Below are 25,780 nucleotides of genomic sequence, written 5' to 3'. Positions count from 1 at the left end.
ATCCTTTCTTTCTATTATATTATGCATTTTGATTAATGACAGTATAGTTTTTATGACTTACAACTGTAAGAGGTTCCATATCTAGTTCTCTAAAATTTTCCATAATTGTTATATCTACAATAACGGAGTTTTGATTTACTTTTTGAACACGGCCTTGCATTCCACCTTTAAATTCAATGATATCTCCAGTTTCTGCGATCTGCATAAGCAACTCTCCTTGTTACAGTTTTCCAAAAAAAGAATAATTTTGGTTTTTTTTTATTTCCTCTTATTTTGAACCATATTGTCTATTTTGTAAATGTTTCCAAAGTAAAAATTCGAAAAATATTCACATTTTGTAAGAAAATATGCAAGAACTCCAAGTTATTAGAAAAAAGAACGGTTTAAATGCGTGCATCTTTATATAGGGGTATAATGAAAAATATACAATAACCTACTAAAGTGGGGGAAATTAGAGGCGGTAAAATGATGTTTGAATTTGTGGGGAGTGTTATAGCATTAACTTTATTTGTATTTTCTTATATAAATTTAAAAAAGATTCGTCATCATGAAACGACTACATATTTTGATGGGATGGATGGTATACATGCTGGGGTCACACATGAGAGTGGCGGGGATATGTAAAGGTGTATAACTTTCTTTTTTTGCGTGGTATGATATTTAAAAATAGTACATAATAGAGTTCGTAAGTGATGAATGGAGAGTGGAAAGAATGAAGATTTCTTTTATTCGTCATGGCCGCTTAAATCGTACTATAGAACGAATGACGGTTACATCCTTTCATGAATGGATGAAAGGATATGACTTACATGCTATAACAGAAAAAGCACCTATACCAATGGAAACAATGGAAGCGATTGAAGCAGCAAAGTTGATTGTAACGAGTGATCAAAGGTGTGCTATACAGTCAGCAGCTGAATTAATGAATTCTTTATCTTTTATGCAAAATTCTCTTTTTAGGGAAGCTGAAATTTCGACGAATTTTTATGCTCCAACATGGTTGAAATGTAAACCTAACGTATGGATGTTTATCGGGCGAACATTATGGATACTTGGTTACCATAAAGGTGTTGAGTCTTATAAGGAAGTAAGAGAGAGGGCAAGGCAAGCGGCTTACTTATTACACCGTTATGCTCTCGTACATGGAAGTATTGCTCTTGTAGGACATAATTACATTAATGCAATGGTTGGTGCGGAGCTGAGAGCGATGAGATGGTCTGGTGCTCCTATTTTACATAGGAAGCCATGGGGATGTACAACCTATACATTCCACGAAGCGATGGATGGAAATATATTAAATACAAAATTAACATAAAAGCACACGATTTATATATAAATCGTGTGCTTTCTTTTTAAGATATAGAAATTTTGATGTTTAATGTTTTTACGAGATGTGCATAAGGTTCGCCTACAAGCATAACGATTTTATCTTTTTTATAACCTAGTTTTTCATATAGTGAATAGGCACGTTTGTTTTCTAAATTAACAAGTAATGCGATTTTTTCATGCTCCTTTTCAGTTGCATGGATTTCAGCAGCTTCAATTAATTGAGAACCGATTCCTTTTCCGCCATATGCACTTGAAACTGATAATGTATCAATGTAATATTCATCAAGTTCAGCTTCTTTTTCTAATGTAATTGATTCATCTTTATGTAATTCTCTTAAGTAATGTACAATTGGTGCATCAAGACTTGTTGCTTCACTACCGTGGTAAGCGACAATAACCCCAACTGCAACCCCGTCTTGTACATATACAAAACAGTTTTCATAGCTCAGTCGATTTCTCTCTTTTGAGAACCATGTTTCAAGTCCTAGTAATACTTCTGTTTCAACTGTGCTGCCTGTGATTTTTTCAGCAATTTCGTGCAGAGCGTTATATAATAAAGGTGCAATTGCCTTCGCATCTGTCTTTTTTGCTTTCCGAATCATAGTATCCCTCCTAGTTCTATTTGTATATTGTAACATAGTGGTATGGAACTTTGCATAATTGAATGTCGAAATGTTTGATATAGAGAAGTAGCTATGTTAGTATATGATATTTAGTGGACATATAGTAAAGTGATATCGTTTGTGAATAATGAAAATGAAATGAAGGTATAGCACCTGGATAATTTTACAGTTGTTGACCTATAGAATATACGATAAAATAAAATATTGCATAGAGGTGAAATACATGGATAAAGAATTAGCAAATGCAATTTTGGATCAGCTGAAAAATGGTGAAATAAAGGAGTATGTTGTTACGAAAGATGTATTTTATACGTTCAGAGAAGTTGTAGTAAGTCGAGAAGATTTTAAACATATTATTGGGAACGCACAGCGCGGCGGACAAGTAATTTATACATATTCAGAAACGCCACGTTCGTAACTAGAAGAATATAGGGAGGAGAATTATGGGCGATTTTAAACAAGGCATATTACCGCATTGGGATTATATGTGGAAAGATAGAGCTGGCAATAGGTTTATGGGGATGGTCATGTATCCAGAGAAACGAAAGTGTTCGGCAAAAATGCTTCAGAAAATAAAAAGAGCATATGAAGAGGCTATAGAAATTAAAGTAACCGTACAAGTTCAACATACATATCAGTACGTAGAAGGAATGATTGTGTACTTTGATGAAGAAGCTCCTGTATGTACAATGATTGATAAAGATGAAAATCCACATCATATATTTGTAAAAGATATTTTGCGCATTGAGCACTCAGAATAATCTTTTCATAAATAGGTTGAATTTCCATAATAATAATCTTTTTCTATAATAGTTATCTTTTAGTATGTAACGCGAACCGAAAGTATATGTATAATATTTAATAAAGTAAAACTGATAAATGTAATCGTTTTTTAGAACAGATTATCGTTTCATGTCTGTTCTTTTTTGCGTGATGCTGGAGAAATATATTCCTCCAGCATTTGCCGTTTTATGACAAAATATATTGGTAACTTTTTTAAAAATAAGGTTAAATTCGTTGACAACTTTTTTGAAAAGCACTTTATTGACATGAGTTTTAGAATGTTGTTTCATAGTCATTGTATTGAAAAAAATCGACTGTCTTGTCGAAAAGTAAAATTTAAAAAAAGAAAGAATTTATACATATATCTTGTGTCTTATTTTGAAACGTAATACAATATATAGAGAAAACAAGAAACAACATACAGAGAGTATAGATTGGAGAGGGAGGGTCGGAAATGATAGTTGCATATGATTCTATGACAGGAAACGTGAAGCGTTTCATTCACAAATTAAATATGCCGGCCGTTCAAATTGGTGAAGATCTAGTAATAGATGAAGACTTTGTTTTAATTACGTATACAACAGGTTTTGGCAATGTACCAGAACGTGTTTTAGAATTTTTAGAGCGCAATAATGAAAAATTAAAAGGCGTATCTGCAAGCGGCAATCGTAACTGGGGAGACATGTTCGGTGCAAGTGCTGACAAAATTTCTGCTAAATATGAAGTGCCTATTGTATCAAAATTTGAGTTATCAGGAACAAATAATGATGTAGAATATTTTAAGGAAAGGGTGCGGGAGATTGCGACACATTGAACTGAATAATGAAATCACGCAAATGCAGGACGGTTTTTATCAGCTTCATAAAGATAAAGAGGCATTAGAAGTCTTTATGGAAGAAGCTAGAGAAAATACCGTTCATTTTAATAGCGTGGCAGAGCGAATGGAGTATATGAAAGAATATGATTACTATTACAACGTTCTGGACGAGTATAGCTTGGAGGAAGTAGAAGAGGTATATAACATCGCTTATGGTGAAAACTTCGAGTTCCAATCTTATATGGCAGCATCTAAGTTCTACAAAGATTATGCGTTAAAAACAAATGATCAAAAACAATACTTAGAAAGCTATGAAGATCGTGTAGCAATTGTTTCATTATACTTAGGACGCGGTGATGTTGCGAAGGCAAAACACTTCGCAAGCATGATTGTAAAACAAAACTACCAACCAGCGACACCAACCTTTTTAAATGCGGGACGAAGCAGAAGAGGAGAAATGGTGTCTTGTTTCTTGTTAGAGATGGATGATAGCTTAAATTCAATCGGCTTTAACATTAATACTGCAATGCAATTATCAAAAATCGGCGGTGGAGTAGCTTTAAACTTGTCTAAGCTACGTGCACGCGGTGAGCAAATTAAGGGTATTGATAACGCTGCAAGTGGTGTAGTACCTGTTATGAAATTACTTGAAGATTCGTTTTCATATGCGAATCAACTTGGGCAACGAAAAGGTGCCGGCGCAGTATACTTAAACATTTTCCATTGGGATATTATTGAATTCCTTGATACAAAAAAAATAAATGCCGATGAGAAGAGCCGTATTCAGTCTCTATCAATCGGAATTATCGTTCCAAGTAAGTTCTTTGAGCTTGCTGAGAAAAACGAACCTTTCCATGTTTTCGCGCCTTATACGGTGTATAAAGAATACGGAAAGCATTTAGATGATATAGACATTGATGAAATGTACGATGAATTAATGAGCAATCCGAAAGTGAAGAAGAAGCCGCTAGATATTAGTGCACGTGATATGCTTATTAAAATTGCTATGATTCAGCTTGAGTCTGGTTACCCATACTTAATGTTTAAATCAAATGCAAATAACCAACATCCACTGAAGGATATTGGAACTGTGAAGATGTCGAACTTGTGTTAAATATGTAGCACCTTCTAGTAGAAATGCTAGTCGAAAACTCCGTTAAACGGGGAAAGCCTCAAATTTGAGGTAACCTACCGTGCTAAATCTTATCTTAGAATGAAAATATAAAAGTTCAGAATGTATCTTATTATTTTGTATAGCAGAGTTATGGGACAACATAAAGTAATAAGAGACTTTCTGAAGTATGTAAGATAAGTAAAAGCCTAACGACTATCCCTTATGGGAGTAGAGCGCAAGCGATTGGCGTTCGAAAAGCGGAGCACCTAATCAGGTAATGCTGTAGGTGATGATATAGTCTGTCCTGTATGGTGACATACAGCAGTTGCATGAGCAACGGACTGAGGAGTAGCGGACTCGGTTGAACATTCGAGACAGAAATCTTCCAGCTTCAAGAAACTTCTGAAATAAATGATTACGGTACAGATGATATTATCCGTCGTGATATTAACTGTAATTTAGGATCGTTAAATATCGTGAATGTAATGGAAAATAAAGAAATTCGTGAAGCTGTTCATGCGGGAATGGAAGCTTTAACAGCTGTTTCTGATATGACGATCATTCCGAATGCACCAACTGTGAAAAAAGCAAATGATGAGCTTCATTCAGTTGGACTTGGCGCAATGAACTTACACGGATATTTATCAAAAAACAAAATCGCATATGAAAGTGCAGAAGCGAAAGAGTTCGCTCGTACATTCTTTATGATGTTAAATTACTACTCTATTGAGAAAAGTATGGAAATCGCTAAAGAAAAAGGCGAAACATTTAAAGACTTCGATAAGTCTGATTATGCGAATGGCACATACTTTGAAAAGTACGAAACGACAGATTACAGCCCAGTAACTGAAAAAGTTCAGCAACTATTTGAAGGAATTCATATTCCAACAAAAGAAGATTGGACAAGTTTAAAAGAGCAAGTGAAGAAGAATGGATTATATAATTCATACCGTCTTGCTATCGCTCCAACACAATCTATCAGTTACGTTCAAAATGCAACTTCAAGCGTAATGCCGATCGTAAGTCAAATCGAATCAAGAACATATGCGAATGCGACAACATATTATCCAATGCCGTATTTATCAAAAGATACGTTCTGGTACTATAAATCTTCTTACGATATGAATCAGTTTAAATTAATTGATTTAATCGCAGAAATCCAAGAACATATTGACCAAGGAATTAGTACAATTCTTTACGTTAATAGTGATATTTCAACACGTGAATTAGCACGTTACTACATCTATGCACATAAAAAAGGCTTAAAGAGTCTTTATTATACGAGAACACGTAAGTTAAGCGTGGAAGAGTGCGTAGCTTGTACCGTTTAATATAAAAAGTGAGACATCATGAGCAGGGTTTTCTGAACCCTGCTCATGCTTAGTTATCAATTTTTCATGTTTATTTAGAGAAGGGGCGATTGAATGCGTGCGGTAAACTGGAACAAAAAAGAAGATGATTTTAGTTTAATGTTTTGGAAGCAAAACATCGCTCAGTTTTGGACAGAAGAAGAAATCGCAGTATCTTCTGACAAAAATACTTGGGCACAATTATCAAAAGAAGAGCAGATTGCTTATAAGCGTGTATTAGGTGGTTTAACACTTTTAGATACGAAACAAGGTGGCGAAGGGATGCCACTTGTACTTGTTCATCTTGAAAATTTACAAGCGAAAAGTGTATTAGCTTTCATGGGAGCTATGGAAGAAGTACATGCGAAGAGTTACAGTCATATTTTCACAACGTTAGCTACTGAAGAAGAAATTGATGATATTTTTGAATGGGTAGACAATCATCCATTACTTGAGAAAAAAGCTGGTATTGTTACTAGTTACTATCGTCGTTTATTAAAGCCTGAAGTAACGAAAAAAGAGTTATACATGGCGATGGTAGCAAGTGTATTCTTAGAAAGTTACTTATTCTATAGTGGATTCTTCTACCCACTTTACTTAGCAGGTCAAGGTAAATTGACAGCAAGTGGTGAGATTATTAACCTAATAATTCGTGATGAGTCAATTCACGGCGTATTCGTCGGTATTTTAGCACAACAACTCTTCGCAGAACTTTCTGCAGAAGATCAACAAGAAGTGCAAAAAGAAACGCAAGAGTTATTAATGGAACTATATGAAATTGAAATGGCATACACAGAAGAAATTTACACTTCTATCGGTCTTGTAGAAGATGTAAATCGTTTCGTTCGTTACAATGCGAATAAAGGACTTATGAACTTAGGGCTTGAGCCGAAATTTGAGGAAGAAGAAATTAACCCGATCGTTTTAAATGGTTTACGTACAGATACGAAAAACCATGATTTCTTCTCTGTAAAAGGGAATGGTTACGTAAAAGCAACGAACGTTGAAAAGTTAGCTGATGATGACTTCGTGTTTGATTTTTAATATATACTCATAAAGAAAAGCTGTCTTATTCATTGATAAGACAGCTTTTCTTTATGGATTTATTTACATAACACTATTATTTTTGTATAACGAGTTCTATTTAAAAAGTTCTATCCAGCAAATGGATAGAACTTTTTTGTAATTAAATGGGTATTTACAAACTATTTGTATCGGTGTATTATTTAACTAGTACACCAATACAAAAGGAGGGAAGAAATGAAAATAGAGTTTTCTCCAAATACACCAATTTACATTCAGGTAATGGAATACATAAAAAAAGAAATCGTAACAGGACATTTATTGCCGGGTGATAAAATTCCCTCTGTACGTGAATTAGCGAGTGAATTACAAGTAAATCCAAATACGATTCAGCGTACATTTCAAGAGCTAGAACGGGATGGGGTTGTTGTCACACGTAGAGGAATGGGACGATATGTAACGAATGAAGGGGAGAAAATTATGGAGCTGCGAAAAGAGATGGCGAAAGAATTACTTCATTCTTTTATAGATGGAATGGACAATTTAGGTTTTTCAGAAGAAGAAATTCTTACAATCCTTCGCTCTTCATTACACGAGAAGAGGGAGGAGAGCGAATGACAGAGTTATTAAAAATAGAAAACTTATGGAAGAGATACGGATTGAAAGCAGTGATCCGTGAATTAAACATAGAGATTACGGAAGGGAAAATTATAGGACTCGTTGGAGATAACGGGAGCGGGAAAACGACGTTATTGAAAATGATTGCCGGTCTGCAGCATCCTTCCGAAGGCAGTATTACAATCGCTGGTAAAAAGGTAGGATTAGAAACGAAAGAAATTGTTTCTTTTATGTCGGATAAACCAGTATTTGATGATTGGATGACGGTAAAAGATTCTTTATTCTTCTATCGAGATTTTTATAAAGACTTCGACATTCAAAAAGCGGTAGATACAATTGCGGAATTTAAAATACCGTTAGAAGAAAAAATTACAGCTTTATCAAAAGGTATGGTTGAAAAGCTACAAATTATTTTAACATTTTCGAGGAAAGCGAGGTTATACGTACTAGATGAACCATTGGGCGGGATTGATCTCGTTTCTAGGGAGCATGTATTAGAACTTATTTTACAGTTTTATCGTGAAGATTGTACCATTTTAGTTGCAACACATTTAATTGGAGAAGTGGAAAATATTTTTGACGAAGTAATCTTTTTAAAAGATGGTGAGAGTGTACTACATGAAAATGTAGAGGAGTTACGCTTTCAGCGAGGAAAAGCTGTCACAGATGTGTTTAAGGAGGTGTTTAGTAGATGAAGGCCAGTTTAATATATATGTACAATGCGAATAAAAAACAAATTTTCATTTCGTTATTGTCATTCATATTTATTGCAGCTGTCGCTTTTGTAAGTATGGGGAATTATATTAAACAAGAATCAGGAGAAGTAAGGCAAATGATTATAGTTGCCTTAGTATTCTTAGTTTATATAATTTTTGCGGTATTAGTATTTCTGCAGGCGATGTCTGCGTTTGGGAAAATGACCGAAAGTACATTATTTCGATTAACGCCGATATCTGGTAAAAAAATTGTTTTAGCAATATTGTCATATGCGGCAATTAGCTTAATGTGTTTTGAAGTAATAGGTACTATGTTTTTCTATAGCATTTCGATGAAAGTAATAAAAGGTACAGAACTCTATGGATTGTTATTTACCGAAAGTACACTTACGTTAGATATAGTAAAACAATTATTTAGCAGTGTGTTATATGTATTTAATTTATCAAGTGTATTGTTAGTTTTACTTTTTACAGTAGCTGGCGTTAAAGTATTTTCTTTGAAAAAGAAAAAAATGGAGTATGTAATTATTTTCTTCTTATTTTTACTAGTAACGAAAGTAATCAATATGATATATGAAATGCTAGGTGGACTTGCACCTACACCTGCTTTTATAAAAAAGTTAGTGTATATAGATGAATCATCAGAAGCAAATGTGTTTCTTTATCCAGAAAAACTTATGAATTTATATAGCCTTAGTTTTTCTATAGGAATATTTATTCTACTTGTTTATATAACAGGTCGCATAATCGATAAAAAACTAGAAGTCTAAAGGAGGAATCAACATTGGGAAATGTAGTAGTAAAGTTAGAGAATGTTCGAAAAAAGATTGGTGGAACAGAAATTATTCGCGGTTTATCATTTGAAGTTCGTGAAGGGGAAGTGTACGGGTTTCTTGGACCGAACGGTAGTGGTAAAACGACGACAATTCGTATGATGACAGGTCTTATATCAATGACAGAGGGCGATATTACAATTTGCGGTCATAGTATTCGCACGGAGCGTGAAAAGGCGCTAGAGCAAATTGGGGCGATCGTAGAAAATCCTGAACTATATGATTATATGACTGGAATGCAAAACTTAAAGCATTTTGCGAACATGGCAATTACACCAATTAGTAAAGAGCGCATTGCTGAGATTGTAAAGCTTGTCGAATTAGAGCACGCGATTCATAAAAAGGTGAAAACATATTCACTTGGTATGAAACAACGTTTAGGAATTGCACAGGCATTACTTCATCAGCCGAAAATCTTAATTTTAGATGAGCCAACAAATGGATTAGATCCAGCGGGTATTCGCCAAATTCGAGATTATTTACAACGTTTAGCGAAAGAAGAGAATATTGCTGTAATCGTATCAAGTCACTTATTAAGTGAAATTGAACTCATGTGTGATCGCGTCGTTATTATTAAGCAAGGTGAGTTTGTGCAGGAGTACAACTTACACGAACAAGCGAAACACGATGAGACAGTAGTTGTAGCGTTTGAAGTAGATCAAGTACAGAAAGCAAATGAAATCATTAAAGGTAAGACGCAAGGAAATGTAATTGCAGTATCTGTAATGAAAGAGGAAATCCCACAACTTGTAAAACGACTTGTGAATGACGATGTGCTTGTATACGGAGTTACTGTTCAAAATAAAACGTTAGAGGATGAGTTCTTAGCGATTACAGGGGGAGTGAAAGCGTAATGTTTAAATTAATTCAAAATGAATTTTTAAAGTTACATGCGAAAAAAGGTATGTATATTTTAATTGGTGTCATTGCAGTATTGGAGATTTTGGGAGTTTTAGCGATGCTGAAATGGGGAGACGGAAGTGAATTTAAAGGATCATATTTAGATTTTGCAAGTTCAGAGATTGGTTTAATTACTTTGTTTGCAACAATTTTTGGGATTACGATTGCTTCTCGTATGATTACTGATGAGTTCCAAAAAGGTACAATTAAGCAGTTATTAATCCGTCCAAGAAAACGAATTACAGTTTTATTCTCTAAATATATTACAGTGTTACTTACTATAGTATTTATCATATTTGCTAGCACGTTAATTGCAATGATTATTGGCGGAATTGTAATGGATGGTAGTAAAACAGAATTAACGGTAGGAATCGTAATGAAATCTACTTTATATCAAGTACTTTCACCGTTCTTCTTTGCGACACTTGCATTTTTCTTAGCAAACGTATTTAGAAAGTCTGTATTACCATTAATTATTACGATGTTCCTCTTCTTCTTACAAGGACCAATTAATATGGTACTGATGATGTTTGCAAAAGGTGTAGCGAAATTTGTAGTGTTTTTCCATTTAAATTTAAGTGTGTACGATAGTAATAAACTAGTAAGTGGCGGAATGGAACCAACATTTACAGAGTTTACATTTACAACTTCATTATTACTTGTAGCTGCATACTTTGTTGTATTACTTGTAGCATCAAGTGTATTATTCCAAAAACGTGACGTATTATAATAAAAGAAATCCCCGCTTGTAAAAACGGGGATTTTTATTACATAACTTTCTTGTATATTTCAACTGGAAGAAAAGAATGATTACTATATATATTGTTCGAAAGTATTTGAGAAAAATAGGAAGAACTTCAACTATATTCATATTATAATTTAGTTATCACACCATTTACTTTTACTATTTTTGGAGGTGTTCTATGTGCACTATGCATTTTCACGTATAAGACTACGTAGCTTTTTTGGATGGATGATTATAGGATTGTTCCTTACGATGATCCCATTAAGTCTATCAAATGTTTCTGATAATACGGTGGAAGTTATTTCACAAATAACTGTATTTTTTCTATTTCCGTTATTTTGGTTATACGTAAAAACAAATAAAAATAATATTGTATTTAATAGTTTTTTTGATAAACCAGGACGTTTACCGTGGGGATTAATTGTATTAGCAACGATAATGGGAATGATTTTTTCAGTTGGTATATCTCATATTCAATTTTACATATTAGCACATACGTTACCGAATTTCTTAGTTACTATGTTAGAAGAAGGAAATGTTATTAACACGAGTAACGTATATATGACGATATTTACTTTCATTTCAGCATGTGTATTAGCACCTATTATGGAAGAGGTTATTTTTAGAGGCTTCTTTTTACAGCGCATGGCTTATAAATGGGGCATTAAAAAAGCTGTAATCATATCTTCACTTATTTTTGGTTTAGGACATTTTGATGTTATTGGTGCATTTATGTTTGGTATTGTAATGTGCCTTTTATACATAAAGACGAAAAATATATGGACGAATATCGCTGTACATGCTCTAAATAATTTAATTGCAACAAGTATGCAATTTGTCGGTGGAGAAGAGAGTAGCGCAATCTCAATTCCTGAATTACAAGCGCAAAGTAATTTATGGATCGGTATTGGTCTGACAGTTGTTGGATTACTTTGGTTAATTCCTTACGTTTGGAAACAATGGCGTACAGTAAAAGAAGTGGGTGTGCCACCAGTGCGCTTTATAAATGAGGAAAAAGTGGTGAGTGCATCACAAGAAAATGAAGTATATAGTCAAGTGATCGTAACAGATAGACTGATGGCTGTAGAGCTACCAGATGAGGCTGTAAATAAGCTTCGATTAGAAGAAAATGATTATGTAACAGTATCTGTAGAAGAAGATAAAATCGTTATAAAGAAAGCGCGTGATAGATAATTAAATAGTAGCTCTTAGGAGCTACTATTTAATTTGTAATAATTTCTACACGAAAATTATTACCGTTCTTTACATATTTAATATCTGTAACAGTGCGGACTGTTTTTAAAATCTCCACTTTTTCACCAATTCGAGGGATAGTCGGAACATTATCCCAAATGCCAAGTAAATCATCTAATTGTGCCGTTTTTTCATAAAACCAGATTTTCAATGTAAAGCCCCTTTCTCGAACTTTATGTATTTTAATACATAATATATTATTTTTATTCTTATTGTAAGGGGTTTTTTTGTATTTTATGAATAAAAATAAATTAAGCTTCTGGGAAGATATGTTCAATATCAGGAGTAAGAGATACTTCTGATAATACGATATGAGAAACTGTCGTTGCATATGAAGAAACATCATTGATAAAATCTTCAAGTTCAACGAGTGAAGGAACAGAAATTTTTACAATGTAGCATAAGCTTCCTGTTACTCGGTAACAAAAACTTGCAGATGGATAAGACTGAATAAACTGTTGCATACGTGTTGTATCACCATTTTTTAAAGTGATTTCTAAAATACAATCTAAAACAAGTCCTGCTTTTTTATAATCAATATCGATTGTGTACTTTTGAATCACGCCTTCACTTTCAAGTTTGCGAACACGTTCTGCAGTAGACGGAGCAGATAAGTTTACTCGTTTCGCCAATTCACGCATGGAAAGGCGACTATCATTATATAATTCATTTAAAATCTTTCGATCGACACGGTCTAGTTGCATTTGTAAATATACCTCCAGTAAAATAATAATTTTTGTAAGGGAAAAATATAAATTAAGATTCATATGAAATGTAAGGTGAACTTTATTTATTTTACAATAAAACAGAAGGAAATAGGAGGGGAAATAATGGAGAGAATTTCATTATCAAATGTAGGAGTTACAAAGTTTCAAAAGTTATTAGGGCATAATCCAGATCTATTACATTCATGGAGTATGGTAGAGAATACACTGTATAGTAAAGGAACTCTGTCGGCAGAGCTAAAGGAGCAAGTAAGAAGAACATTAGGGTACGGGAATGAATGTCCGTACTGTATGGCAAAGGGAAGACCTGATGATATGCAAAAGGTAGAAGAAATGAGTGTAGCAGTTACTTTTGCACATACATTTGTTCATGATAAAAAGGCAATAGATGATAATATGTTTCATGCATTGAAACAATATTGGACGGAAAAAGAAATTGTAGAGCTTTGCGCTTATATTTGTTTTATCACTGCGTCGCAACAACTTGGTTTTCTGTTTCAATTACAGCCAAATGAAGGAGAAAATGATGAATAATCAAATAGCACTTATTATAATTGATGTACAAAAGGCGTTTCAACATGAAGAATTTGCTACGATTGTGACGACAAAAGAAGCATTAAAATTATTTTAAGAAAATAATTGCGAATTATGTAGAAAAAAATAAGAATATTTTGTATAATTTAAGTACAATCATTTTGAAATAGGGGTGGCATCATATGGAGCAAATTCCGGTAAAGAGAATAGAAGAAGTACTTGTTGTAGCAGGGGACGATAAACAGAAGCAAAAGGAATTTTATGAATTGCTCTTATCTACTGAGTTTTATGTTGCTGGTTCACTAGAAGCAGAGGACGGGGCAACAGAAGGAATACTTCGCTTGCGTCATTTCCAAGGAGAGGGTAGATGGATTGTTCCGTTCTTTACGCAAATGGAATTTGTAAAAGACGTGTTGCCAGAAGGAACGCCCCTTATTACGATACGTGGAAAAGAATTATTTGGTAGCATTGAGAAAGATGCTACAGCAGTATTAAATGTTGGTACTGATATAAGTAAAACATTTATTCCAGAAGAAGTTGCAGATATCGCATCTGGACGAATTTTTAATTATTATAAATAAAAGGAAAAGCGGAATCGCTTTTCCTTTTTAATTTGAATACGGATTGGCTACGCCAGAAGAAATAGAGAGTGTTTTATTATTTGTATTTATTGTCGCTGTAGCTCCAAGAGGAATCCCGATGTTTGGGCTTATATGTCCAATCGGTAAACCGAATAGAACAGGTATATGATATGGTGCGAAATATTCATATAGTATTGTTTGCAATGGTTGAGATGGTTTAGAAGGAGTGCAGTCATGACAACTTGTAAAAATAATACCGCTACATTCATTAAACTTGCCAGATAAAAGTAGCTGATTTAACATACGGTCAATGCGATACGGTTCTTCCCCAATGTCTTCAAGTAATAAAAGTTTATTAGCAGTATTTATCTCATAGGGTGAGCCAATTATACTCGTTAATACAGTTAAATTTCCTCCCGCCAATGTGCCTGTAACTGTACATGGAGAGGTAGCTACGATACATTCTGAAGCAGATAAGATGGTTGAATACGGATGGAATAGTTGATTGAAAGAAGATAAAGAAAGAGAATCTACACCTTTACCTAGTTCTTCAACCATTGGACCATGAAAAGTAACAAGCTTTGCATAACGTGAAAAGGCCGTATGTAAAGCTGTAATATCGCTATATCCCCAAAAGATTTTTGGATTCTGCTGAATGATTTCATATTGAATGTGAGGGAGGAGACGAGCACTTCCGTAACCACCTCGTGCACAGAAAATGGCCTTTACTTCATTATTTGTAAATGCTTCATGTATATCATCGAGCCGAACTTGATCACTTCCAGCTAAATATCCATATTTCTCATAAACACTCTTCCCGATTACTACAGATAAACCCATTTCTTGTAATAGGGTTACCCCTTTTAATACATTTTCAATTGTTGGTGGGCCGGACGGTGCAATAACCATTACTGTATCACCTTGTTGTAACGCATTTGGATATATCATTGTTTTTAGCCTCCTTCCCTTTCAATATATTCGCTTCCTATGAAGTTCAACCCTTGTAAAAGAAGGGGAAAGTTTGTCAAATAAAGAAGATATAAGGGGAATAGGAGGAGAAATGATGTTTACAAGTCGCGTAATAGATCTATTACAAATTAAGTATCCCATCATTCAAGCAGGTATGGCAGGTGCGATTACGACGCCTGAGCTTGTTGCAGCTGTAAGTAATAGCGGAGGACTAGGAACGCTTGGAGCAGGCTATATGAGCCCTGAGCAAATTCGTGAAGCAATTAATAAAATAAGGGAACGAACTGATAAGCCTTTCGGTGTTAATTTACTGTTAACGAAAGAGATACAGATAGAAGAAGAGAAAGTAAACTTGGCAAAGGTATTACTTAGCGGAGTGAATAGAGAATTCGGTATAGAGGAAGAAGAGACGATAAAGCTTCCTAAAAGCTATAAAGAACAATTACAAGTGTTAGTAGAAGAAAACGTACCAGTCGTTAGCTTTGCATTTCAAACGTTAGAAAAAGAAGAAATAGATGACTTAAAAAGAAGAGGAATAAAAGTCATAGGAACAGCTACTCATGTGAGAGAGGCGAGGGTGCTTGCTGAATTAGGAGTAGACATTATTGTTGGTCAAGGTAGTGAGGCAGGAGGGCATAGAGGAACGTTTATTGGGAAAGAACAGGACGCTATGATTGGGACGTTTGCATTAATTCCGCAGTTAGTAGCAGCAGTCCCGCATATCCCAATTGTTGCAGCAGGTGGTGTAATGAACGGACAAGGGCTTGTTGCGGCATTTTCACTGGGGGCAGAAGCTGTTCAAATGGGATCGGCCTTTTTAACGAGTGAAGAAAGTATTACGCATGATGTGTATAAAGAAGCAGTTTTACATAGTACAGATACGAGTACAACTGTGACCCGTGCGTTTTCCGGGAAATATGCGCGGGGTATTCGTAATGAATTTATAGAGAGACATGAAGGGAAAGAAGAAGGGCTTCCGATGTATCCAGTGCAAAATGTATTAACCTCTAAAATACGCCAAGAAGCAGCAAAACAAAATAAAGGAGAATACATGTCGCTTTGGGCAGGGCAAGCGTCATCATTAGCACGAATAGAATCAGCTCAGCATGTAGTGGAGCGAGTTATGAAAGAAGCAGAGAACGCAATCGAACAATTACAAAATATATATAGAAAAAGACCACTTGAATAATTCAAGTGGTCTTTTCGTTAGTTTGCTTTATAAAATTGTTGGATGGCCTCATCGATATAAACCCAGCCTTTCCAACCTAAGTGCATATGATCTTTTAAGAAGTATTTATCATACTCATGATTTGAGAAGTCGGCAATTGGATAGCCAGCTTTCTCAATTTGCTCATGAACTTTCTTGTAGTACAATTCGCGACGTTCTTTCGGGAAGCCAGCGTAATCGTACCAAGGACCTTTTACAGGAACAGAAATGAAGAGTGGTTTTGCACCAGATTGTTTTAATAAATCAAGTACAATTTGTAAATCTTCATATTCTGGCGATTGATCATAAGCATCATTTTTTAAGTAGCCTTCACGTTGCTTCAATTTCTTCTTAATTTTGCTGTTGAAGTAATCATCTTCGATACCATATTCGTTAGAACCTGATTCTACTGCACCAGTTTGATCTGCATGTTTACGAGCTTCTTCCCAATTCATTTGTTTTAATGAAGGGTCAAGTTTTTCTTTATGCGGTTTAATATCAAACATTGCTGTAAATAAATCTTTACGATCTAAAATGTTACGATAAATATAAGCGAAAGGTTTAGCAGCAAGTGCTTTTACTTTATGCTTTGTATCATCATAAACGATACCTTCAAGCGAAATTTTTAGTAAAGTTTCTTTCTTGACGATCTCAAAGTTTAATAAACGTTTTGCAATTTGCTTTTTCATTTCAGGCTTTAAGTCATCATTGAAAAGCAAGTGATAGCCTTGTTGTTTTGAAAAGTTAGGTGCAAAGTGTGTTTCATCAATACCTTGTGGTACAAACCATTGAGGAGAAAGAACGAATACCATTTTCTTATCCTTCAATTGATCCATAGTAGATGCAAAGTTTAACACATGTACAAGGTCTTGTGTTCCCCCGCGTCCAAGTAGGAATGGTGTGAACCCTTCAGGCTTTACTTTGAAATAATTTGATGGATGGAAAGCATCCATACGTGCGAATTCCGATGAACCGTACATCGGAAGGTATTTCGGGTCTGCTAACATCTTTTGCTGTAATATCATACTTTGAATCTTTTCTTCTTTTAAAGAAGTGGCAGCTTGTTCTACTTTTTCATCACTTAAAAGTGGAAGTAGAAAGCGCGTTGGAATAAGTAAGAATACAGCAAAAAGGGCCAATGCTAAAAGCATCGGACCAAATTTTGCTTTGTTCATCGGATTTCTTCCAACTTCTTGATAACCATGTTTGGTGTAGCCCACTCGTCACGGTCAAAATCAGAAATAGAAACTTCAATATCTAAACGCTCTTGGAATTCAACTAATAAAGATACTACAGCGAAAGAATCAAGAATACCTTCTTCAAATAATTGAACATCTAAGTTTTCTTTCACAATATCGTTTTCACATACTTCTTCTAAAATATCTAATACTTGCTCTTTAAATTCTGCCATTTTTAAAATCTCCTTTATATCCGAAATATATTATATGTGCAACTTCTTACTAGTATAAGAAGGGTGCATTAAAAGTATCTGTTAAGGTGTCCAGAGAAAATTAGGAAACCGAAACATACAACGTGGAACGTAATTACAATCGCAAGGATGTGTGTAAATTTATTGTTTGGCCAAAACTTATGCTTCTTGTTTTTTCGCTCGAAAATATCGAATAAAATAAACAGTGCGGCATGATAAAGACCATAAATAATGTATTGATACACATGCTCACCAGTAATATGCCATATTCCCATGATGAAAAAGTTTAAAAATGCACCGATATACGAAATTGTGTAACGGTTTTTAATTAACTTTTTCTTCGTTGCAAAAAAGACGAAACGCATGTAAATAAAATCACGGAACCAGAATGATAAGGTCATGTGCCAGCGATTCCAGAAGTCTTTAATGTTACGACTAATGAATGGTTTATTAAAGTTTTCTGGAATTTTAATTCCCATCATATAACTTACACCAATTACAAATGAGCTATAACCAGCGAAGTCAAAGAATAAATATAAGCTATAGCTATACATGTAAATCATATTTGATAGGATTGTATCTTGCTGAGCGAATGCCGGATCCATAAAATATTGCTTTATTAAGTAAGCGATAATAAATTTATACAAGAAACCTTGGAAAATACGGTTTAGCCCTGTATATAGTAAATTTTGATATTCTTCTGCACTAGGTGGCTTTTGAATATCTTTTTGGAATCTGCGGTAACGATCGATAGGTCCCGTTGAGATAGCTGGGAAGAATAAAATGAATTCCCAAAAATTAAAGAAGGAAAGTTCTTTAATTAAGTTATCACGAACTTCAAATACCATTTGTACTGCTCTAAATGTTACATAGGACATTCCTAAAAATACAACAAACTTTAGCTCAGGTACAAACGGTGCAATTTTTGCTAAAACGAGCGGTAAAATCGACAAAATAACAGCTATACAAAACATGAATGTACTATTATTTTGTTTTCTTAAAATTAAATAGCCTTTAATAAGGGCATATTGCCAAATAATAAATGCGGCTAACATAATCGCTTGCTTCGGTTTATCCGAGAAGATAATAACGAGCATTACTAATGTTAAAACGGCATTATATTTACGCAACATTTTACCTTTTAGTCCAGCTATGATAGTAGGTATTAATAAAATGCCCACTATAGCGAAAAAATAAAATGATCCATATGCGGTCATGCTGTAACCTCACTCAATAATTTTTTGCGATCTACCTTTCCATTTGGTGTCATTGGAATAGAAGATTGATACATGAATTTACGTGGAATCATGTAGTTTGGTAATCGCTCATTGAGTTCTTTTTTAATTGCAGATGTTAATTTGAATTCTTTTTCAAATGAATGTTCGCCAGGAACAACAACCGCTAATAAATAATCGTATTTCTCACCTTTTTTAATTGGAACGATAACTGCTCCTTCTACGTAAGAACACGCACGAAGGTGATGCTCAATTTCTTCTAATTCCATTCGATAACCATGCAGCTTAATTTGGAAATCAAGACGACCATTATAGAATAGAAGACCATTTTCAACATAGCCAGCATCGCCTGTTTTATAGGCGCGCTCACCGTCAATCATAGTAAATGCTTTTTCTGTTAATTCAGGGCTTCCTAAATATCCAACACTTACGCTTGGACCGACAATTACGATTTCACCTTTTTCACCATCAGGTGCAAGCGTACCATCTTCTTTCATAATAAGAAGGTGGCAATCTGATTTACAGTAGCCAACTGGAAGTGATTTGTATTGATCAAGCACTTCTTCTGTAACGTGAATACCTGTTACAGCGACAGTAGCTTCTGTTGGACCGTACGTATTCATAATTGTCGCTTTCGGGAAACGCTCAATTAATTTTCTAGCTACTTCATTTGGTAACACTTCACCGCAGAATAAGAATGTTTTCATGTTCGGTAGCATAGTCTCAGAGAAAGATGCTTCCATTAAACACATCTCTGCGAAAGATGGTGTTGAAGTCCATACTTGTATATCCGATTGCTCTAAAGAAGCAAACAAGTCTTTTGGACGTGCAATCATATCTTTATCGATTGCCCAAAGTGTACCACCTGTTACTAATGATGGGTAAATATCCATGACAGATAAATCGAATGAGAAAGGTGCTTGGTTTAAGAATACTTGTCCTGTTTGTAAGTTGAAATCTTCTACAGCCCATTTTGTAAAGCTTACAAGGCAGTTATAAGTAATCTGAACCCCTTTCGGATTACCTGTGCTTCCTGATGTGTAAATAATGTAGAAGTTCTCATCACCTTTTACCGCATGTTCAGGATTTGGAGTGTTCCCTTTATGAGTAAAGAAAATATCTTTTAAGTTGTCTTCACTTACAATGCGAACTGGTAAATCAGTTACAGTTACTTCAGTTCCTGATAAAAGTAGTTTCGCACCAGAATTTTCAGCGATACGTTGTACACGATCAGCTGGGATAGATAAATCTACAGGAATATAAGCGTGTCCAGCTTTTACACATCCTAAAAAGTTAATAATCATTTCAGGTTGCATATGGCCATACACCATAATTGGTGAACGATCATCTGGATACTCAGAAGAAATCCAATGTGCTAACGCATCAGAATCTTCCTTTAATTGTTTGTACGTAATTTTCGCATCTCGCCAAACAAAAGCAGTTTGATCAGGCGTTTCAATAGCCCACTTTTCAATTTGTTCTAATAACTTCATAACGTTCCCACCCTAAAATTCGTTGTAAATAAATGTACTTGTGTTTGTATCATGGAATCCATACAACCAAAGCAATGCAAATAAAATTGCAAGGTAATAAACCGTCTTTGCAACCCATTGTGTGAGTGGTCGAGACCATATCTCTTTTAATCTTTCCATGTCTTTCCCTCTCTTAATGAAATGATAGCTCTTTGTAGGTATCATGTCCTACATTATTGTGAAAAAAACAAAATTCCACATTTTAGGTAAAAATAAGTCAAAAGGCTCTTTTCTGATATTAGCACTAAATACTAAAAAAGAAAATCCCTAACTTAGCAATTATATTACATTCAGTATGAATTTGTAATGGGTTTGACATGTAAATAGGAAGTGGATTGTGTGAATGTATAAAAGTGGTCTGGGAGAATGGATAGAAATATAATATTTGTTTGAGTTTTTCATAGTTAATATATGAATTGTTAAAGTTTCATAAGAGGAGGAATTTCTGATGAAGAGGATGTGGAAGGATCTTATTTCAGAAGAAAACATTATTAAATGGAGACAGCATTTTCATAAATATCCGGAATTATCATTTCATGAAAAAGAAACTTCACAATTTATATATGATACATTATGCTCATTTTCTTCTTTTGAAGTAACGAGACCGACGAAGTATAGTGTACTAGCAATTAAAAGAGGGACGGGACAAGGGAAAGTAGTTGCAATTCGAGCTGATATAGATGCTTTACCAATTCAAGAGGAGACAAGTAAATCTTATACGTCTGTGAATAAAGGAATGATGCATGCATGTGGGCATGATGCTCACGCAGCTATTTTGTTAAGTACAGCAGAGGTACTATCAAATATAAAGGAAGATTTCGTAGGTGAGATTCGTCTCTTCTTTCAGCACGCAGAAGAGGTGTATCCTGGCGGGGGACAAGAAATGGTTGAGGCAGGCGTGATGGATGGTGTTGATTATGTAATAGGTTTACATGTTATGTCTGGATTGGAGAGCGGGAAAATCGGAATTGCGTATGGACCGATGATGGCGGCACCGGACGTATTTACAGTTGAAATTCAAGGGAAAGGAGGGCATGCGGCGAGGCCAGAAGAAACGATAGATCCTATTGCTATCGGAGCGCAGATTATTACAAATTTACAACATATCGTATCAAGAAATACAAGTGCTTTCATGCAAAGAGTTGTTTCAGTTACGCAGTTTCATGGGGGAATGGCTGATAATATTATTCCTAATGCAGCAACTTTAATGGGAACTGTGCGTTCTTTTAATCAAGCGTTAAGAATAGAAGCAGAAGAGAAAATTGAGCAAATCGTGAAAGGAATTACAAAAGCGCATGGAGGGAAGTATACATATACGTATCGATATGGATATGATCCGGTTATTAATGATGAATATATTACGAAAGTAGTAGAAGAAAGTGCACTACATTTGTTTGGGAATGAGCGTGTTGTGAAGCTTGAACCTTCTATGGGAGGAGAAGATTTTTCAGCATATTTAAGAAAAGCACCGGGTTGCTTCATTAAATTGGGGACGGGGAATGAAAAGATAGATACTTGTTATCCACATCATCATCCAAAATTTGATGTAGATGAAGCAGCTTTAATTTATGGAGTGGAATTATTTCTAGAGACAGCAATAAGATTACTAAAATCGTAAAAAAGTATAAAAAAAGGCAACTGCGCTCTATCGCAGTTGCTTTTATTTCTTTCCGTCAGAGAGGGCTGAGAAAGAACTATGCTCATTTATAGTATATGAATAGCTAACGGACAAGCTTGTACATTTTAATCATTTTTTTAAAAATAGTTATTGACATTGATAATCACTGTCAATTAATCTAAAGTTAGTTGAAATTGATAATTATTATCAATAGGATGGATGCGACATGTTAATGAGAAAAAAATTTCACCTTCTGCGGAGGGGATTAAAAGATAAAAATAAAGATGTTGATCAGCATATGGAATGGCAACGAAATGTAATTCGATCTGAATATGTAGATGAGAAGAGTACACTTCCAACAGAAAAAGAGATACAAGGTAAAAGGAGAGATTCAGTTGAGTAAGTTAGTAATGATATTTGCAAGTATGAGTGGAAATACAGAGGAAATGGCTGATCATATTGCGGGTGCAATTCGTGAAACAGAAAATGAAATTGAAGTGATCGATATTATGGATTCACCAGAGGCTTCTATACTAGAACAGTATGATGGAATTATTTTAGGTGCTTACACTTGGGGAGATGGTGACCTTCCTGATGATTTCTTAGATTTTTATGACGCAATGGATTCTATTGATTTAAATGGGAAAAAAGCAGCAGTATTCGGATCATGTGATTCGGCTTATCCGAAATACGGCGTGGCGGTTGACATTTTAATAGAAAAGCTACAAGAGCGCGGAGCTGCAGTTGTGTTAGAAGGACTAAAAGTAGAATTAACGCCAGAAGATGAAGATGTAGAAAAATGTTTACAGTTTGGAGCTGAATTTGTAAAACACCTTTCTTAATGGCAGAAGGGAGATGAAGAGCAAGTGCACGAGAAAATCGCAATCAAAACGATGACAGATTATCATTTGTATGATTTTATGCGTTGCCCGCATAAATTTTATTTTCGTCATATAAAAAGAAGAGAACCTTCTTCGTTTGAATGGCAACAAATCGCACAAATGATTGTGAATCGAATTATTAACGAATATTACACACTACCTGCGGGCCAACAAACGAAAATTGTACTTTTAATATTAATAGAAAAGTATTGGAAAAAAGTAAGGGTTAATATGTTTGCTTCGAAGGCGGAGTATTATATTGTGTTAGCGAAGCTAACAGATCACTTATTACAGTTTGTTGAAAGAGATGATAGTCAGACACCGCCGTTATTTTTGTATGAAAAATTTCAAACATATATGGAAGAGTTAGGTGTCCACATGTCATTGACATTAGAAGTTGGTGAGTGGAGTACTGAGTCGTTTGTAATTAAAAAGTATGTTGTCGATGCGGATGAGGAAATGCTTGCTCTTTGTCAAAAGTTAATGACAGTATTCAGTTATAAAGCTTTCGGCATTCTTCCAGGAAAAATTGAAGTTATTAATTTAATAGAAGGAACTAAGTATGAGTACATTCCGAAACAGGAAGATAGTATAACTGGCATGGCTGATTTATCTAGAATGAAAGAAATGTTGCAACAACCTGAGCATTATACAGAGCGTCATTTTCGTTCTGAGTGTATGAGTTGTGCGTTTCGTAGTGAATGCCAAAGGGAAGAAGTAAAGAAAGAAGCGAAGCAGAAGAAAAATATCGTACATTAAAGGATGCAATTTTGCATCCTTTTTTGTTATTGACATGAAAAGCTTTTCATCATTTACCGTATATTTGTAGCAGATTTTAATAAAGGGAGGAATAATCAATGAAAGATGAAACGAAAGTATTTCAATGGTTAAAAGAACAGAATGCTCCTTTTGGAATTCAACTGCAAATTTTACAAGCGTTTCAACTGTATCAAATTATTGTTGAAATGGATAAAAAGTTAATGATGTATGAAGAGAGAGAATATCGGGAGAGAATTTAATCTCGGCCCTGTAGTATTACTTTCAGTTTTTCTGTACCTGCTAGGAATTCAAGTTCATTCTTTGTTTCAAAGTTATAAATCATATTATGTAATAAAGGACTGTATTGATAAAAGGTCGTGATGCGATGAATGAGTAATGGATCATGGTGTGAAATAAGCGTACTGTATTGTTCATATACTGATGTAGTAAATTCATGTCCAAAATCATAATATAGCCCAGCAAAGTCAAAGGCGGGATCTCCTATTTGAGCATCACCAAAATCGATAATCCCTGAAATGGTTTTATTTTGGTGATCAAATAAAATGTGATGATGTGTAAAGTCAGCGTGAATAATTGTTTTTTGAAAAGTGGATGTATCGATACATGTAAAGAAATTTTCGAATAAACAATTTAACGCTGATTTCTGGTATGAAGTAAGACTGTTAGTAAGATATTGAGTTAATTTTGTTTGTAGCTCTTTCCAGTAGGTGAGTGTTTTTTCTATAGGGAATTCTAATGCCTTCACACGCTTTAAAGGAATACTATGTAGAGCCGCAAGGAAAGTCGCTAATTGTGTAATAATTACTTTTTTCTCTAGCTTGGTAACTATCTCTTTTTTAAACGGTTCACCATGAATGAGAGTATAGTAACTACAGAGGGGAACAGTATCAGTATCCTTTTTATAGAATAGGTGATACTTTGGAACCTCGATTTCTTGTAGCAAATGAGAGAGAATTATGCACAGTTCTTTTTCTAAAGGAATTCGCATTGCATATTCTTGTTTTCGCGGGAAACGAAACAGTAGCTCATCATTTACTATAACTGCTACATTATCCCATCCTTCTTCATTTTGTTTATATGAATGTATAGAAAGATTAGGCAAAGCTTCTTTTATATACTGTTTGTAAGAGTCCATAATTGCTCCTCGTTTCTGAATTAAGTTATTCCACTTTATGATATCAGAATTTTCTTTCTATATGTTAAAATATAACTATCATTATGAAGAAGGGCGGGAGTATTACGAAGAAAAGACTATTCATCATTTCTCTATGTATCGCTTTTGGATTGTTTTGGTCATATAAAGAAGAGGTTTTTGCTAGCTTTAAACCGATTGATCAGTACGGATTAAATAATGAATTAAAGAACAAAAGTATAGAAACTTTAACTCATAATGAAATGAAAAAGGTAGGAAAACATTTTGTGACAGAGCAATTATCAGTGTTTGAGCTTAATAATAAAGAAGATGTGAAACGAAAAGGTGAAGTACTATTTGTAAATAGAGGGTATGAACAATTAATAGGAAATTATTATCCAAATCGGTTTCGGGATTTAGAGTATAAATTTACAAACGAGGACATACGTGAAGTGACGGATGAAAGTTTTCGTTATCAAACTGTAGCGTACGTTGCGGGTGCTGAAAATGGTAAGAGAAGCGAAATGAAATTGAATTATGAAATAAAAATTGTAAAGGTTAATAATATATTTAAGGTGTTAGAACAAAAACAGTATGTAAAATAAAGTGAAACATGAATTAGTGCTACAAATAGCGGATAAAAAAATCCCCCAGTTCTTTGAGGGATTCTAAAGGTTTTCATTTTGTTGACCAAGTTCTTTTTGAGCAATATATAAATTTCCTTGCTCGACTTGTTTCTGTGTAAGAACAGAATCACCTGCATACCCTTTTTCTGTTTTCACAGTTCTTTTTGAACGATTGGAATCTTGTTTCTTCATATATAATATGTCACCTTTCCTTAAAAATAAACGAAAATGATGAGTACGAGTAACACCGCAGCAAAAATGGTAATGCCCATTAAAAACGAGGTGTTTTTATATTTAGGTGGCTTATGTACATCTTGCCGATATCCAGGTGAAATTTCAGGGGCGAATTCTTCATCGAATGATTGCTTTTTTTCTTTTTCGTCCATATGTATCCACCTTTCTTTTTCATTATGTTATACGTTCAAAG

The 25,780-nt window shown here is 34.5% G+C and carries 35 protein-coding genes and 1 pseudogene; 23 read left to right on the top strand and 13 right to left on the bottom strand.

The window, feature by feature from the left end; translation table 11 throughout:
* Positions 1-19: 19 nt before the first annotated feature.
* The gene (locus DN389_RS01870; protein WP_001165081.1) at positions 20-205 is read right to left on the bottom strand and encodes a YkvS family protein; all 186 of its coding nucleotides are present in this window, start codon (positions 203-205) and stop codon (positions 20-22) included.
* Positions 206-468: 263 nt separating this feature from the next.
* On the opposite strand from DN389_RS01870, the gene DN389_RS28335 reads away from it, so the two are divergent.
* Positions 469-624 (top strand): hypothetical protein, encoded by a 156-nt coding sequence (locus DN389_RS28335; protein WP_002096778.1) that lies wholly within the window; start codon positions 469-471, stop codon positions 622-624.
* Positions 625-712: 88 nt separating this feature from the next.
* Positions 713-1,315, top strand: a complete 603-nt coding sequence (locus tag DN389_RS01865; protein ID WP_149236766.1) for a histidine phosphatase family protein — start codon at positions 713-715, stop codon at positions 1,313-1,315.
* 37 nt (positions 1,316-1,352) lie between these two features.
* On the opposite strand, the gene DN389_RS01860 is transcribed toward DN389_RS01865, so the two are convergent.
* Positions 1,353-1,931, bottom strand: a complete 579-nt coding sequence (locus DN389_RS01860; protein WP_000619525.1) for a GNAT family N-acetyltransferase — start codon at positions 1,929-1,931, stop codon at positions 1,353-1,355.
* Positions 1,932-2,175: 244 nt separating this feature from the next.
* Here DN389_RS01860 and DN389_RS01855 point away from each other — a divergent pair, with 244 nt between their 5' ends.
* From DN389_RS01855 to DN389_RS01795, 12 genes and pseudogenes are all read left to right on the top strand, one after another.
* On the top strand, positions 2,176-2,370 hold the full coding sequence (locus DN389_RS01855) for a hypothetical protein (RefSeq protein WP_000356682.1): 195 nt from the start codon (positions 2,176-2,178) through the stop codon (positions 2,368-2,370).
* A 25-nt stretch (positions 2,371-2,395) separates the two neighbouring features.
* Positions 2,396-2,713, top strand: coding sequence for a hypothetical protein (locus DN389_RS01850; protein WP_000502198.1), 318 nt, complete (start codon positions 2,396-2,398; stop codon positions 2,711-2,713).
* A gap of 476 nt (positions 2,714-3,189) precedes the next feature.
* Complete coding sequence (gene nrdI, locus DN389_RS01840) at positions 3,190-3,549, top strand: class Ib ribonucleoside-diphosphate reductase assembly flavoprotein NrdI (RefSeq protein WP_000634376.1); 360 nt, start codon at positions 3,190-3,192, stop codon at positions 3,547-3,549.
* Positions 3,536-4,663, top strand: a pseudogene (locus tag DN389_RS01835) (ribonucleotide reductase N-terminal alpha domain-containing protein); the annotation flags it as partial. The gene nrdI and the pseudogene DN389_RS01835, both read left to right, overlap by 14 nt.
* Before the next feature lie 383 nt (positions 4,664-5,046).
* A complete protein-coding gene (locus DN389_RS01830; RefSeq protein ID WP_306295567.1) occupies positions 5,047-5,997 on the top strand; it encodes a ribonucleotide reductase large subunit in 951 nt (316 codons plus the stop codon).
* A gap of 93 nt (positions 5,998-6,090) precedes the next feature.
* Positions 6,091-7,059: a class 1b ribonucleoside-diphosphate reductase subunit beta gene (gene nrdF / locus DN389_RS01825; RefSeq protein WP_060489487.1), complete on the top strand. Its 969-nt coding sequence runs from the start codon at positions 6,091-6,093 to the stop codon at positions 7,057-7,059.
* A gap of 216 nt (positions 7,060-7,275) precedes the next feature.
* On the top strand, positions 7,276-7,656 hold the full coding sequence (locus tag DN389_RS01820) for a GntR family transcriptional regulator (protein ID WP_000687513.1): 381 nt from the start codon (positions 7,276-7,278) through the stop codon (positions 7,654-7,656).
* Positions 7,653-8,351 (top strand): ABC transporter ATP-binding protein, encoded by a 699-nt coding sequence (locus DN389_RS01815; RefSeq protein ID WP_149236765.1) that lies wholly within the window; start codon positions 7,653-7,655, stop codon positions 8,349-8,351. The genes DN389_RS01820 and DN389_RS01815 overlap by 4 nt, the downstream gene beginning before the upstream one ends.
* The gene (locus DN389_RS01810; RefSeq protein WP_088608348.1) at positions 8,348-9,142 is read left to right on the top strand and encodes an ABC transporter permease; all 795 of its coding nucleotides are present in this window, start codon (positions 8,348-8,350) and stop codon (positions 9,140-9,142) included. Before DN389_RS01815 ends, DN389_RS01810 begins: the two co-directional genes overlap by 4 nt.
* 14 nt (positions 9,143-9,156) lie before the next feature.
* Positions 9,157-10,059, top strand: coding sequence for an ABC transporter ATP-binding protein (locus DN389_RS01805; protein WP_088608347.1), 903 nt, complete (start codon positions 9,157-9,159; stop codon positions 10,057-10,059).
* Positions 10,059-10,835 carry an ABC transporter permease gene (locus DN389_RS01800; protein WP_098133992.1) on the top strand — a complete coding sequence of 259 codons (777 nt, stop codon included), beginning with the start codon at positions 10,059-10,061 and terminating at the stop codon, positions 10,833-10,835. The genes DN389_RS01805 and DN389_RS01800 overlap by 1 nt, the downstream gene beginning before the upstream one ends.
* A gap of 195 nt (positions 10,836-11,030) precedes the next feature.
* Entirely contained in the window at positions 11,031-12,044 is a 1,014-nt protein-coding gene (locus DN389_RS01795; RefSeq protein WP_098082188.1) for a CPBP family intramembrane glutamic endopeptidase, read from the top strand.
* Between the two features lie 28 nt (positions 12,045-12,072).
* Here DN389_RS01795 and DN389_RS01790 read toward each other — a convergent pair whose 3' ends face one another.
* Entirely contained in the window at positions 12,073-12,255 is a 183-nt protein-coding gene (locus DN389_RS01790) for a DUF3913 family protein (RefSeq protein ID WP_000707107.1), read from the bottom strand.
* A 100-nt stretch (positions 12,256-12,355) separates the two neighbouring features.
* Positions 12,356-12,808, bottom strand: coding sequence for an Lrp/AsnC family transcriptional regulator (locus tag DN389_RS01785; RefSeq protein WP_001175491.1), 453 nt, complete (start codon positions 12,806-12,808; stop codon positions 12,356-12,358).
* Positions 12,809-12,871: 63 nt separating this feature from the next.
* On the opposite strand from DN389_RS01785, the gene DN389_RS01780 reads away from it, so the two are divergent.
* Both DN389_RS01780 and DN389_RS01775 read left to right on the top strand, forming a co-directional pair.
* Positions 12,872-13,363, top strand: a complete 492-nt coding sequence (locus DN389_RS01780) for a carboxymuconolactone decarboxylase family protein (protein WP_149236764.1) — start codon at positions 12,872-12,874, stop codon at positions 13,361-13,363.
* A 182-nt stretch (positions 13,364-13,545) separates the two neighbouring features.
* Positions 13,546-13,944, top strand: coding sequence for an SseB family protein (locus DN389_RS01775; RefSeq protein ID WP_000435201.1), 399 nt, complete (start codon positions 13,546-13,548; stop codon positions 13,942-13,944).
* 27 nt (positions 13,945-13,971) lie between these two features.
* Here the strand turns inward: DN389_RS01775 and DN389_RS01770 are convergent, their stop codons facing one another.
* Positions 13,972-14,892 carry a S66 peptidase family protein gene (locus tag DN389_RS01770; protein WP_149236763.1) on the bottom strand — a complete coding sequence of 307 codons (921 nt, stop codon included), beginning with the start codon at positions 14,890-14,892 and terminating at the stop codon, positions 13,972-13,974.
* Positions 14,893-15,007: 115 nt separating this feature from the next.
* On the opposite strand from DN389_RS01770, the gene DN389_RS01765 reads away from it, so the two are divergent.
* A complete protein-coding gene (locus tag DN389_RS01765; protein WP_088091948.1) occupies positions 15,008-16,102 on the top strand; it encodes an NAD(P)H-dependent flavin oxidoreductase in 1,095 nt (364 codons plus the stop codon).
* Between the two features lie 17 nt (positions 16,103-16,119).
* Here the strand turns inward: DN389_RS01765 and dltD are convergent, their stop codons facing one another.
* The 5 genes from dltD to DN389_RS01740 all read right to left on the bottom strand — a co-directional run bounded on the left by dltD (position 16,120) and on the right by DN389_RS01740 (position 20,436).
* Positions 16,120-17,295: a D-alanyl-lipoteichoic acid biosynthesis protein DltD gene (gene dltD, locus DN389_RS01760; protein ID WP_048544965.1), complete on the bottom strand. Its 1,176-nt coding sequence runs from the start codon at positions 17,293-17,295 to the stop codon at positions 16,120-16,122.
* Positions 17,292-17,531, bottom strand: coding sequence for a D-alanine--poly(phosphoribitol) ligase subunit DltC (gene dltC / locus DN389_RS01755; protein WP_000807310.1), 240 nt, complete (start codon positions 17,529-17,531; stop codon positions 17,292-17,294). Before dltC ends, dltD begins: the two co-directional genes overlap by 4 nt.
* Before the next feature lie 68 nt (positions 17,532-17,599).
* Positions 17,600-18,766, bottom strand: a complete 1,167-nt coding sequence (gene dltB / locus DN389_RS01750; RefSeq protein ID WP_097890368.1) for a D-alanyl-lipoteichoic acid biosynthesis protein DltB — start codon at positions 18,764-18,766, stop codon at positions 17,600-17,602.
* Positions 18,763-20,277 carry a D-alanine--poly(phosphoribitol) ligase subunit DltA gene (gene dltA / locus DN389_RS01745; RefSeq protein WP_097890366.1) on the bottom strand — a complete coding sequence of 505 codons (1,515 nt, stop codon included), beginning with the start codon at positions 20,275-20,277 and terminating at the stop codon, positions 18,763-18,765. The genes dltB and dltA overlap by 4 nt, the downstream gene beginning before the upstream one ends.
* Positions 20,278-20,289: 12 nt before the next feature.
* Positions 20,290-20,436, bottom strand: coding sequence for a teichoic acid D-Ala incorporation-associated protein DltX (locus tag DN389_RS01740; protein ID WP_000440293.1), 147 nt, complete (start codon positions 20,434-20,436; stop codon positions 20,290-20,292).
* A 328-nt stretch (positions 20,437-20,764) separates the two neighbouring features.
* Here DN389_RS01740 and amaA point away from each other — a divergent pair, with 328 nt between their 5' ends.
* The 5 genes from amaA (at position 20,765) to DN389_RS28325 (ending at position 23,834) form a co-directional block, all read left to right on the top strand.
* A complete protein-coding gene (gene amaA / locus DN389_RS01735; RefSeq protein WP_098082187.1) occupies positions 20,765-21,934 on the top strand; it encodes an N-acyl-aliphatic-L-amino acid amidohydrolase in 1,170 nt (389 codons plus the stop codon).
* A 226-nt stretch (positions 21,935-22,160) separates the two neighbouring features.
* Positions 22,161-22,337 carry a hypothetical protein gene (locus DN389_RS28330; protein WP_016088748.1) on the top strand — a complete coding sequence of 59 codons (177 nt, stop codon included), beginning with the start codon at positions 22,161-22,163 and terminating at the stop codon, positions 22,335-22,337.
* The gene (locus DN389_RS01730) at positions 22,330-22,776 is read left to right on the top strand and encodes a flavodoxin (RefSeq protein ID WP_000041145.1); all 447 of its coding nucleotides are present in this window, start codon (positions 22,330-22,332) and stop codon (positions 22,774-22,776) included. The genes DN389_RS28330 and DN389_RS01730 overlap by 8 nt, the downstream gene beginning before the upstream one ends.
* Before the next feature lie 24 nt (positions 22,777-22,800).
* Positions 22,801-23,574 (top strand): hypothetical protein, encoded by a 774-nt coding sequence (locus DN389_RS01725; RefSeq protein ID WP_149236762.1) that lies wholly within the window; start codon positions 22,801-22,803, stop codon positions 23,572-23,574.
* 98 nt (positions 23,575-23,672) lie between these two features.
* On the top strand, positions 23,673-23,834 hold the full coding sequence (locus tag DN389_RS28325; protein ID WP_046958209.1) for a hypothetical protein: 162 nt from the start codon (positions 23,673-23,675) through the stop codon (positions 23,832-23,834).
* Here DN389_RS28325 and DN389_RS01720 read toward each other — a convergent pair.
* A complete protein-coding gene (locus tag DN389_RS01720) occupies positions 23,831-24,730 on the bottom strand; it encodes an aminoglycoside phosphotransferase family protein (protein ID WP_149236761.1) in 900 nt (299 codons plus the stop codon). The two genes, DN389_RS28325 and DN389_RS01720, sit on opposite strands and share 4 nt — an antisense overlap.
* Before the next feature lie 83 nt (positions 24,731-24,813).
* Between DN389_RS01720 and DN389_RS01715 the strand changes: the two genes are divergently transcribed.
* On the top strand, positions 24,814-25,332 hold the full coding sequence (locus DN389_RS01715; RefSeq protein ID WP_098189709.1) for a biotin transporter BioY: 519 nt from the start codon (positions 24,814-24,816) through the stop codon (positions 25,330-25,332).
* Between the two features lie 63 nt (positions 25,333-25,395).
* Here the strand turns inward: DN389_RS01715 and DN389_RS28320 are convergent, their stop codons facing one another.
* Positions 25,396-25,545 carry a hypothetical protein gene (locus DN389_RS28320; RefSeq protein WP_000743739.1) on the bottom strand — a complete coding sequence of 50 codons (150 nt, stop codon included), beginning with the start codon at positions 25,543-25,545 and terminating at the stop codon, positions 25,396-25,398.
* Positions 25,546-25,565: 20 nt separating this feature from the next.
* Positions 25,566-25,739 carry a hypothetical protein gene (locus DN389_RS01710; protein WP_000343559.1) on the bottom strand — a complete coding sequence of 58 codons (174 nt, stop codon included), beginning with the start codon at positions 25,737-25,739 and terminating at the stop codon, positions 25,566-25,568.
* Positions 25,740-25,780: the final 41 nt, after the last annotated feature.

The sequence above is a fragment of the Bacillus sp. AY3-1 genome (assembly GCF_008368785.1).
Taxonomy (GTDB): Bacteria; Bacillota; Bacilli; order Bacillales; family Bacillaceae_G; genus Bacillus_A; species Bacillus_A wiedmannii.
Note: the sequence above shows the minus strand (reverse complement) of the source record. Positions and strands in the feature narration are given on the sequence as shown.

Excerpts from the sequence above, each read along its gene's own strand:
- dltA (WP_097890366.1), bottom strand. The coding sequence starts at position 20,277 with ATGAAGTTATTAGAACAAATTGAAAAGTGGGCTATTGAAACGCCTGAT.
- DN389_RS28320 (WP_000743739.1), bottom strand. The coding sequence starts at position 25,545 with ATGAAGAAACAAGATTCCAATCGTTCAAAAAGAACTGTGAAAACAGAA.
- DN389_RS01810 (WP_088608348.1), top strand. The coding sequence starts at position 8,348 with ATGAAGGCCAGTTTAATATATATGTACAATGCGAATAAAAAACAAATT.
- DN389_RS28325 (WP_046958209.1), top strand. The coding sequence starts at position 23,673 with ATGAAAGATGAAACGAAAGTATTTCAATGGTTAAAAGAACAGAATGCT.
- DN389_RS01765 (WP_088091948.1), top strand. The coding sequence starts at position 15,008 with ATGTTTACAAGTCGCGTAATAGATCTATTACAAATTAAGTATCCCATC.
- DN389_RS01865 (WP_149236766.1), top strand. The coding sequence starts at position 713 with ATGAAGATTTCTTTTATTCGTCATGGCCGCTTAAATCGTACTATAGAA.
- DN389_RS01785 (WP_001175491.1), bottom strand. The coding sequence starts at position 12,808 with ATGCAACTAGACCGTGTCGATCGAAAGATTTTAAATGAATTATATAAT.
- DN389_RS01855 (WP_000356682.1), top strand. The coding sequence starts at position 2,176 with ATGGATAAAGAATTAGCAAATGCAATTTTGGATCAGCTGAAAAATGGT.
- DN389_RS01720 (WP_149236761.1), bottom strand. The coding sequence starts at position 24,730 with ATGGACTCTTACAAACAGTATATAAAAGAAGCTTTGCCTAATCTTTCT.
- amaA (WP_098082187.1), top strand. The coding sequence starts at position 20,765 with ATGAAGAGGATGTGGAAGGATCTTATTTCAGAAGAAAACATTATTAAA.
- DN389_RS01860 (WP_000619525.1), bottom strand. The coding sequence starts at position 1,931 with ATGATTCGGAAAGCAAAAAAGACAGATGCGAAGGCAATTGCACCTTTA.
- DN389_RS01870 (WP_001165081.1), bottom strand. The coding sequence starts at position 205 with ATGCAGATCGCAGAAACTGGAGATATCATTGAATTTAAAGGTGGAATG.
- dltD (WP_048544965.1), bottom strand. The coding sequence starts at position 17,295 with ATGAACAAAGCAAAATTTGGTCCGATGCTTTTAGCATTGGCCCTTTTT.
- DN389_RS01775 (WP_000435201.1), top strand. The coding sequence starts at position 13,546 with ATGGAGCAAATTCCGGTAAAGAGAATAGAAGAAGTACTTGTTGTAGCA.
- nrdI (WP_000634376.1), top strand. The coding sequence starts at position 3,190 with ATGATAGTTGCATATGATTCTATGACAGGAAACGTGAAGCGTTTCATT.
- nrdF (WP_060489487.1), top strand. The coding sequence starts at position 6,091 with ATGCGTGCGGTAAACTGGAACAAAAAAGAAGATGATTTTAGTTTAATG.
- DN389_RS01820 (WP_000687513.1), top strand. The coding sequence starts at position 7,276 with ATGAAAATAGAGTTTTCTCCAAATACACCAATTTACATTCAGGTAATG.
- DN389_RS01815 (WP_149236765.1), top strand. The coding sequence starts at position 7,653 with ATGACAGAGTTATTAAAAATAGAAAACTTATGGAAGAGATACGGATTG.
- DN389_RS28330 (WP_016088748.1), top strand. The coding sequence starts at position 22,161 with ATGTTAATGAGAAAAAAATTTCACCTTCTGCGGAGGGGATTAAAAGAT.
- dltB (WP_097890368.1), bottom strand. The coding sequence starts at position 18,766 with ATGACCGCATATGGATCATTTTATTTTTTCGCTATAGTGGGCATTTTA.
- DN389_RS01800 (WP_098133992.1), top strand. The coding sequence starts at position 10,059 with ATGTTTAAATTAATTCAAAATGAATTTTTAAAGTTACATGCGAAAAAA.
- DN389_RS01740 (WP_000440293.1), bottom strand. The coding sequence starts at position 20,436 with ATGGAAAGATTAAAAGAGATATGGTCTCGACCACTCACACAATGGGTT.
- DN389_RS01780 (WP_149236764.1), top strand. The coding sequence starts at position 12,872 with ATGAAATGTAAGGTGAACTTTATTTATTTTACAATAAAACAGAAGGAA.
- DN389_RS01770 (WP_149236763.1), bottom strand. The coding sequence starts at position 14,892 with ATGATATATCCAAATGCGTTACAACAAGGTGATACAGTAATGGTTATT.
- DN389_RS01710 (WP_000343559.1), bottom strand. The coding sequence starts at position 25,739 with ATGGACGAAAAAGAAAAAAAGCAATCATTCGATGAAGAATTCGCCCCT.
- DN389_RS01850 (WP_000502198.1), top strand. The coding sequence starts at position 2,396 with ATGGGCGATTTTAAACAAGGCATATTACCGCATTGGGATTATATGTGG.
- DN389_RS28335 (WP_002096778.1), top strand. The coding sequence starts at position 469 with ATGTTTGAATTTGTGGGGAGTGTTATAGCATTAACTTTATTTGTATTT.
- DN389_RS01715 (WP_098189709.1), top strand. The coding sequence starts at position 24,814 with ATGAAGAAGGGCGGGAGTATTACGAAGAAAAGACTATTCATCATTTCT.
- dltC (WP_000807310.1), bottom strand. The coding sequence starts at position 17,531 with ATGGCAGAATTTAAAGAGCAAGTATTAGATATTTTAGAAGAAGTATGT.